Annotated in this window: 5 protein-coding genes; 3 read left to right on the top strand and 2 right to left on the bottom strand. The window is 73.8% G+C overall.

Translation table 11 applies throughout. The features are described 5' to 3' along the window. A partial coding sequence (locus tag ACZ7GZ_RS22945) for a sensor histidine kinase (protein WP_471026912.1) occupies positions 1 to 2,565 on the bottom strand: 2,565 nt, incomplete at its 3' end. Between the two features lie 384 nt (positions 2,566 to 2,949). Here ACZ7GZ_RS22945 and ACZ7GZ_RS22940 point away from each other — a divergent pair. Further along, positions 2,950 to 3,738 carry a protein phosphatase 2C domain-containing protein gene (locus ACZ7GZ_RS22940; protein ID WP_471026909.1) on the top strand — a complete coding sequence of 263 codons (789 nt, stop codon included), beginning with the start codon at positions 2,950 to 2,952 and terminating at the stop codon, positions 3,736 to 3,738. 37 nt (positions 3,739 to 3,775) lie between these two features. Here ACZ7GZ_RS22940 and ACZ7GZ_RS22935 read toward each other — a convergent pair whose 3' ends face one another. Then, positions 3,776 to 4,267, bottom strand: coding sequence for a MarR family winged helix-turn-helix transcriptional regulator (locus ACZ7GZ_RS22935; protein ID WP_471026908.1), 492 nt, complete (start codon positions 4,265 to 4,267; stop codon positions 3,776 to 3,778). Between the two features lie 237 nt (positions 4,268 to 4,504). On the opposite strand from ACZ7GZ_RS22935, the gene ACZ7GZ_RS22930 reads away from it, so the two are divergent. Both ACZ7GZ_RS22930 and ACZ7GZ_RS22925 read left to right on the top strand, forming a co-directional pair. After that, the gene (locus tag ACZ7GZ_RS22930) at positions 4,505 to 5,341 is read left to right on the top strand and encodes a lysozyme (RefSeq protein ID WP_471026906.1); all 837 of its coding nucleotides are present in this window, start codon (positions 4,505 to 4,507) and stop codon (positions 5,339 to 5,341) included. Between the two features lie 224 nt (positions 5,342 to 5,565). After that, positions 5,566 to 7,929 (top strand): ATP-binding SpoIIE family protein phosphatase, encoded by a 2,364-nt coding sequence (locus tag ACZ7GZ_RS22925; RefSeq protein ID WP_471026905.1) that lies wholly within the window; start codon positions 5,566 to 5,568, stop codon positions 7,927 to 7,929. Positions 7,930 to 8,019 lie beyond the last annotated feature (90 nt).

Genomic DNA, 8,019 nt, shown 5'->3' with positions numbered 1-8,019 from the left:
GGAAGCAGACACACCCTCCCCCGCCGACCCACCGGAAGCGAGTACGCCGTCCTCCGCCGGACCACCCGAGGCAGACACACCGCCCTCCGCCGAACCACCCGGGGCAGACACACCGCCCTCCGCGAAACCGCCGGAAGCAGACGCGCCCTGCGCCGACCCGCCGGAGGCGGACACATGCCCCGCCACCGAACCACCGGAAGCAGACACACCCTCCCCCGCCGACCCACCGGAAGCGAGTACGCCGTCCTCCGCCGGACCACCCGAGGCAGACACACCGCCCTCCGCCGAACCGCCGGAGGCAGTCGCGCCGCGGACCGCCCGTTCCGCCAGGGCGACCAGGGGGTCGCGGTCCTTGGGGCGGGCGGGGAGGACGTTGGAGTTGACCTCGGCGTCGGCGCCGGGGAGGGAGAAGGTGCCCGTGGTGCTCGGGGACGAGGTCTGCGGGGGCAGGGCGGTCGGTGGGGCCTCGGTGAGGAGGGTGGCCGGCAGGACCACGACCGCCGCGATGCCGCCCTGCTTCTGCTCGCGCAGCTGCACACGCGCCCCGTGCCGGTGGGCGAGGCGGGCGACGACGTACAGGCCGAGGCCCAGGCCGGCGTCGCCCTCGCTGTCGTAGGGGGACTCGGGGTCGAAATCGGTCAGACGGGAGTTGAGGCGGTCGAGGCGCTCGGGCGCCATGCCGATGCCCTCGTCCTGGACCGAGAGCATCACCTCGCCGCTCTCCAGGAGCCACCCGGAGATCTCCACCGGCACCTCCGGCGGGGAGGACGACGTGGCGTTCTCCATCAGTTCGGCCAGGAGGTGGGAGAGGTCGTCGGCCGCGAAGCCCGCCACGTGGGCGTGCGGGGGGAGGGCGGCGATGCGGACGCGTTCGTAGCGTTCGATCTCGCTGACGCCCGCCCGGACCACGTCGACCAGCGGAACCGGGCCGTGGTGCTGCTGGACGTGCTCGGCGCCGGCGAGGACCAGCAGGTTCTCGCTGTGACGGCGCATGACCGTGGCGAAGTGGTCCAGCTTGAAGAGGGTCGCGAGGCGGTCCGGGTCCTGTTCGCGGTCCTCCAGGCCCTCGATCACCGCGAGCTGGCGTTCCACCAGGCCGAGGGTGCGCAGCGAGAGGTTCACGAACGTGCCGCCGATGCTGGTGCGCAGCCGCTCCAGCCGGGCCACGGCGTCGGCGAGTTCGGCGCGGAGTTCCTCGCGGGCGTCGGCCATCTTCTGGCGCTGGCCGACCAGGTGCTTGCGGTCGGTCTCCAGGGTGGCGACCCGCTCGCCCGCGGCGACGGTCTGCTCGCGCAGGGCCACCGCGTGTGCGTGCAGGGCGTTGACCGAGCGGACGACCTGGGCGAACTCGTCGTTGCGGCCGGTGAAGGTGATCGGCTCCTGGGCGGTCGGGTCGTCCGATTCCGCGAGGCGGGCCGAACCGCGGCGCAGCACCGACAGGGGCCGGGTGAGGGTGCGGGCCATGGCCGTGGCGATGCCGATCGCGACCAGCATCAGCGCGCCGAGGACGGCGATGCGGATCTCCAGGGCGGTGACGTCGTCGTCGCGGAGTTGCGCCAGGTCCTTGGTGCGGTGGTCGTAGAGGGCCGACTCCGCGCCGCGCATCAGGTCGACGCGGGCGGACAGGGCCGCGTCCAGCTTCTTGGTGCTGGTGGTCAGCTCGCTGTCGGCCAGCGTCGGCTGGTCGGTGAGCGTGGCCAGGTACTTCTCGGCCGAGTTGACGTCGGAACCGGTGACCGTGGAGTCGTAGGAGTCGACGGCCGCCTTCGGGGCGGTCTCGCGGAAGCCGGCGAGGGCGGCGTCGGCGCGCAGCCGGGCCTGCTGGGCGGCGGCGGCCAGCTGGTCGCGCTGCTTCCGGTCGGCCGCGGAAGTGGTGGAGGTCGTGGTGGGCAGGCCGGTGACCGGGTTGATCACCGTACGGGTGCCGGACGGCACGTTCAGCGCGGCCAGCAGCAGGCCGCGGGCGGCGGCGGACTGCTGGACGGCGGTGTCCAGGTCCGCGAGCGCGTGGGCGCCGGAGCCGGCCCGCGGGGGCGTCCGCTCGGCCAGCTGCTCGGCGAGCCGGTGCAGCGCGGTGATGGTCTGCGAGTACGCCTGGTGGGCCTGGAGGGCCGAGCTCTTGCCGGTGAGGGCGGCCCGGCGGACGGTGTCGATGCCGTCGAGGTCGCCGCGCAGGCTCGCCGGGGTGTCGGTGTCGGCGCGCAGGTCCTCGACCTGCCGGTCGACGCGGGCGCTGCGGTCCTCGGACGGGGCCTTGGACTTGGGGCGGCCCGCCGCGATGTAGGAGGTGACCTCGTCGCGCTCGTCGGCGAGGGAGTTCGCGAGAGCGAGGGCGTCCTGGGTGCGGGCGGCCAGCGTCACCAGGTCCTGGGAGTCGCTGACGTCCTGGGAGGCGGTGAGCACGGAGGGCGTGCCGGCTCCCGCGACGGCGGCGGCCACCACGGCGACGGCGACGATGAGCCGGGTGCGCACATGGGTGGGGCGGCCGGTGCCCGCGGGGGTCTGCTGGGCGGTCCCCGTGGGGTCCGTCTGCCTGCCTGTGCGCCGAGGCCGCGTTTTCTGCACCGGTGCTCGCAATCCTGAACTCGTCTACCCAGGGCACCGGGTGGCGCCCCGTCATTTCGGTGCCAAGTGGTGCGTACACCCGGTTCGTACGGTTCCCGACCCTCCCAGCGCCGGTAGGCGGTGGTCGCGCATCACCTGACCCGCCACCCGAAGGAGTGAACATCGGAGGGGAGTTGGCGGGCAAGTTCGTGTGGCGCGTGTGGTGCCCCTGCGCGGCACGCCGGTTGGACGCGCGCCGCAGGCTTTGGCAGTATTCGCCGCCACGCCTTCCCGGAGCCGCTCATTCCCGCCCAAAACAGGCGGCTGACCTGCGGGGTCGTGTCAATTCAACGGCCGTTGCCAGCCTTTGGCACATCCTGTGAAGGGCTCGTGCAGACTGGCTGGATGCGAACTGATCTCGTTTCGGAACCCGGCGACGCGAACCGCCCCAACGAGGACTTCGCCGGTGCCGGACTACCCGCCTCCGGACAGGGAGGTTGCGTGATCGTCCTCGACGGGGTGACTCCGCCGAGAGGCGGGACGGGGTGTCTGCATTCCGTCCCCTGGTTCACCGCGCGGCTCGGTGGCGCACTGATCGAACTGACCGTTTCGCGCGGAGATCTGACACTCCCGGAGGTTCTCTCCCGGGCGATCGGCCGCACCGCCGAGGACCACGCGGACACCTGTGAGCTTTCTCACCCGCGTACCCCCCAGGCAACCGTCGCGCTGGCCCGCTGGTCCGCCGACACGGTCGAGTACCTGGTGCTGTCCGACGCGGTGCTGCTGCTGCAGGGGCCCGACGGGGCGGTCAGCCCGGTCCTGGACGACCGTCTGGCCCGGATCCCGCGCTCCCGGCTCGTCACCGACGCCCTGGTGGACGCCACCCTGCGCAACAAGGAGGGCGGTTTCTTCACGGCCGCCGCCGACCCGTCGGTGGCGGCGCGCGCGGTCGCCGGCACCCTGCCCCGCCGCGAGGTCCGCGCCCTGGCCGCGCTGACGGACGGCGCGACCCGCTGGACGGAGAAGTTCCACGAGGGCGACTGGGCGACCCTGTTCGACGTGGTCGCGAAGGAGGGCGCCCGGTCGCTGGTGGACCGGGTGCGGGAACTGGAGGCGGCGGACCGGGAGGAGCGGGCGTTCCTGGGACGGAGCAAGACGCACGACGACGCGACGGTGGTGTACGCGGAGCTGTGAGGCGCGCACCGCATGCGCCCGCTTCCCCCCTGTGTGCCTACTTCTCCATGACGCCGTTCAACTGGTGCAGCAGCCGGGCGAGTTCCGCGACCTCGCGGCGGTTCCAGTGGGCGAGCTGGCTGACGTACCGGGCGCGGCGCGCCTCGCGGACCTTGCCGACCCGGCCGCGCCCCTCGTCGGTCAGGGTGACGAGCCAGGCGCGGCCGTCGGCGGGATCGGGTTCGCGGGCGATCAGACCCAGCTCCTCCAGGGCACGCAGCTGGCGGGACATGGTGGCCTTGCCGACGCCGATGTAGGCGGCGAGTTCCGTGGCCCGCTGGCCGCCGAGCTCGTCCAGGCGGATGAGCAGGCCGTATGCGGAGGACTCCAGGTCGGGATGGACCTCGCGGGCCATCTCGCCCTGGTTGGCCCGCGCTCGCCGCAGCAGCACGGTCAGCTCCCGTTCCAGTGCCAGGAACTCCTGGTCGGCGCCGCTGGGCGTCACCTCGTGGGCGCCGCGATGTGCGTCGCCGTTTCGGTCCTCATGCACGTCAGCACCCCTGCTCGGTTTCCTGGTCCTGAAAGTTTCTGCCAAAAATCGTCATTGCCGCAGCTCTGTAAGTATTTCGCAGGCGTAGACCAACGGCGGCGCCCGGACCCCCTTCCACGCCGTCATCTACGTGCGTAGCTTCTTTATCAGGCAATCAATGGCATGCCCACGCCAGTGCGGCACTCGGTTCACGGTCACCGCCTCGTTTCCCCCCACCCCCCATCCCGGAGGCACGTCATGCCCGTGCACAGACCCGGCTCCGACCGCTCCCCCCGCCCCCCGCGCCCCCTCGCCGTCCTCGTCACGGCCCTGCTCGCGGCCCTCTCCCTCACCCTGCCCCTCACCTCCGCCCACGCCGCGACCGCGCCCGGCCGCGGCTTTGCCCACATGGGCATGGGCGTCCTCGCCCACGACGGCCGAAACGGCACCCCCACCTCGGGTGACGTCACCCAGACCGAGGGCGTGGACGTCTCCGCCTACCAGGGAAACGTCGCCTGGTCGACCCTGTGGAGCAGCGGGGTGCGCTGGGCGTACAGCAAGGCGACCGAGGGCACGTACTACACGAACCCGTACTTCGCCCAGCAGTACAACGGCTCGTACAACGTGGGCATGATCCGCGGCGCGTATCACTTCGCGACCCCGGACACCACCAGCGGCGCCACCCAGGCGAGCTACTTCGTCGGCCACGGCGGCGGCTGGTCGCGCGACGGCAGGACCCTGCCCGGCGCGCTCGACATCGAGTGGAACCCCTACGGCGCCGCCTGCTACGGCAAGACCACGAGCCAGATGGTCAGCTGGATCGCCGACTTCATCACCAGGTACAAGTCGCTCACCAGTCGCTACCCCGTGATCTACACGGCCACCAGCTGGTGGGCCCAGTGCACCGGCAACTACGGCGGCTTCGCCGCGAACAACCCGCTGTGGATCGCCCGCTACGCCTCGGACCCGGGGACGCTGCCGGCCGGCTGGTCGTACTACACGATGTGGCAGTACACGTCCTCCGGCCCGACGGTCGGCGACCACGACAAGTTCAACGGAGCCCTGGACCGGGTGCAGGCCCTGGCCAACGGCTAGCACCACACCCGCCGGGCCGGGGGCCCGGCAGCACCCCCGGGCAAGCGCGGCGACAGTGCCCTGGACCCGGTGCGGGCGCCGGCCAACGGCCGGTGCCCGCTGAGCCGGTCTGTGCGGTGGCCGGCCTCGCGGGCGGCCACCGTCTTCGCCGCGTTGGTGCTCACCGCCGCCCGGGATCATTCTGGTCAGCAAGGGCCTGCCGAGCTAGGGCGAGATGAGCGGCGATGGAGCGACAGTCGACGTACACGGCCACGGCCACCATCGATGAGCGGGGCATCCTCACGGGCTGGAGCGAAGGCGCACGGCGGCTGCTCGGCTACGACTCGCGGGCCGTCGTCGGACGGCCCGCCACCGCGCTGCTCGCCGCCGACGGCTCGGCGGCCCGCCGGATCCTGGCCGGACGCGAACGCTGGAACGGCACCGTCCCGCTGCGCCACCGCGACGGCCGGCGACTGGAGCTGGGCGTGCTCGCCCACCGCCGGACCTCGAAGGGCGGGGTCACCGACTGGCTCGTGGTGAGCGCCGTGACGGCCCGGCCGCAGCCGCCCCGGGGCGAACCACTGGAGGAGTGGACGTTCCTGCAGTCCCCCTTCCCACTGGCGATCTTCGACGCCGACCTGCGGCTCGTGCGCGCCAACCGCCGGATGGAGCACGCCCTCGCCCTGCCCGAGGCCGCGATGCGCGGACTGCGCCTGCCGCACATCGCGCCCGGCGCCGCGAGCGAGGAGGCCGACCGGTCGATGCGGCTCGCGCTGGAGTCCGGCCGGCCGCAGCAGGCCACGGCCGCACTCGGCCCGGAACTCGCCGCCGGCGCCGTGCTCACCCCGCTGAAGGACGCCGGGGGCCGGGTGCGCGCCGTCTGCCTGTCCACGCAGGCGCCCGACCAGGACGCCGCCGGCCCGCCACAGGCGGCGCACGAGAGCGGGCCGCGCGTCGGCCCGGTGGCGGACCAGGCCCGTGCCGCCCAGGAACTCGGCGAGGTCACGGTTCCCCGGCTCGCCGATGTCATGGCGGTCGACCTGCTGGACTCGCCCCGCGACGCGGACGACGAGCCCGGGCGGCCCGGCCTGGTGGTGCTGCGCCGCGCCGCGCTGCGCGCCGTCCCGGACGGCCACGGAACCGCCTACGGCGCCGGCCCGGGCGAGGCGGTCGTCTGCCCGGTGGACTCCCCTCCGGCCCAGTGCCTCGCGGCGAGCCGGCCGCTGCTGTACGACACGGCGGATCCGGTCGTCGCCGAGTGGGCGGCGGTGGACCCGGGCGCGGCGTGGCTGCGCGCGTCCGGGGCGCGCTCGCTGCTGGCGGTGCCGCTGCTCGCCCAGGGCGGGGCGCTCGGCGTGGCGCTCTTCGGCCGGCGCCCCGGCCGGGGGCCGTTCGGCCCGGGGGAGCTGCGGCTGGCCCAGGAGTTCACGGCCAAGGCGGCCGCCGGCATCCGGCAGGCCCACGCCTCCTCGCGGGCCCGCACCACCACCATGGCCCTCCAGCGGAGCCTGCTCCCGCACACGCTGCCCGCCCAGGCGGCCCTGGAGATCGCCGCCCGCTATCTGCCCACCGCGACCCGGGCCGGCGTGGGCGGCGACTGGTTCGACGTGATCCCGCTGTCCGGGGCGCGGGTGGCGCTCGTCGTGGGCGACGTGGTGGGCCACGGCATCCGCGCCTCGGCCACCATGGGCCGGCTGCGTACGGCGGTGCGCACGCTGGCGGACGTCGACCTGCCGGCCGACGAACTCCTCACCCACCTCGACGACCTGGTGCTGCGGCTCGCCGCCGACGAGGGCAGCGCGGACCCGGCCGCCGAGACCGCCGGCGGCATCGGCACCACCTGTCTGTACGCCGTCTACGACCCCGTCTCGCGCCGGTGCACCCTGGCCCGGGCCGGCCATCCGCCGCCCGCCGTGGTCACGCCGGACGGCGCCGTGCGCTTCCTCGACGTGCCCGCGGGGCCACCGCTCGGGCTCGGCGGGCTGCCCTTCGAGGCGATCGAGACCGAACTGCCCGAGGGGAGCCTGCTCGCGCTCTACACCAACGGGCTCTTCGAGGCCCGGGAGCACGACATCGACGAGGCGCTGGACAAGATGTTCGCCGCGCTCGGCCGGCCCGCGACCACGCTGGACGCCGTCTGCGACCGCGTGCTCACCGAGCTGCTGAGCCACCGCCCCGACGACGACGTCGCCCTGCTGGTCGCCCGCACCCGGGTCCTGCGCGAGGACCGCGTCGCCGCCTGGCAGCTGGCGAACGACCCCACGGACGTCTCGCGGGCCCGCCGCCTGGCCTGCGACCAGCTGTCCGCGTGGGGCCTGGACGAAGCCACCTTCCCCACCGAGCTGATGGTCAGCGAGCTGGTCACCAACGCCATGCGGTACGGCCGCCCGCCCGTCCGGCTCCGGCTGATCCACCAGGACTCGACCCTGATCTGCGAGGTGTACGACTCCAGCGGCACCACCCCGCACATGCGGCGCGCCCGAATCTTCGACGAGGGCGGCCGGGGCCTGCTGCTGGTCGCCCAGCTGGCCGACCGCTGGGGCACCCGGCACGACCGGGTCGGCAAGACGGTCTGGGCGGAGCAGTCGCTCGCCGGGGCCGCCGGTTGAGTCAGCCCGTCCATGTACGCGCGCATGGCGAAGGCCCGGGCCTCCCTCTGGTTTCCAGGGGACCGGGCCTCCGCTCATCCCGCAGCGTCC

Source organism: Streptomyces sp. NPDC037288 (genome assembly GCF_055603265.1).
This window is presented reverse-complemented; position numbering and strand designations above follow the sequence as displayed.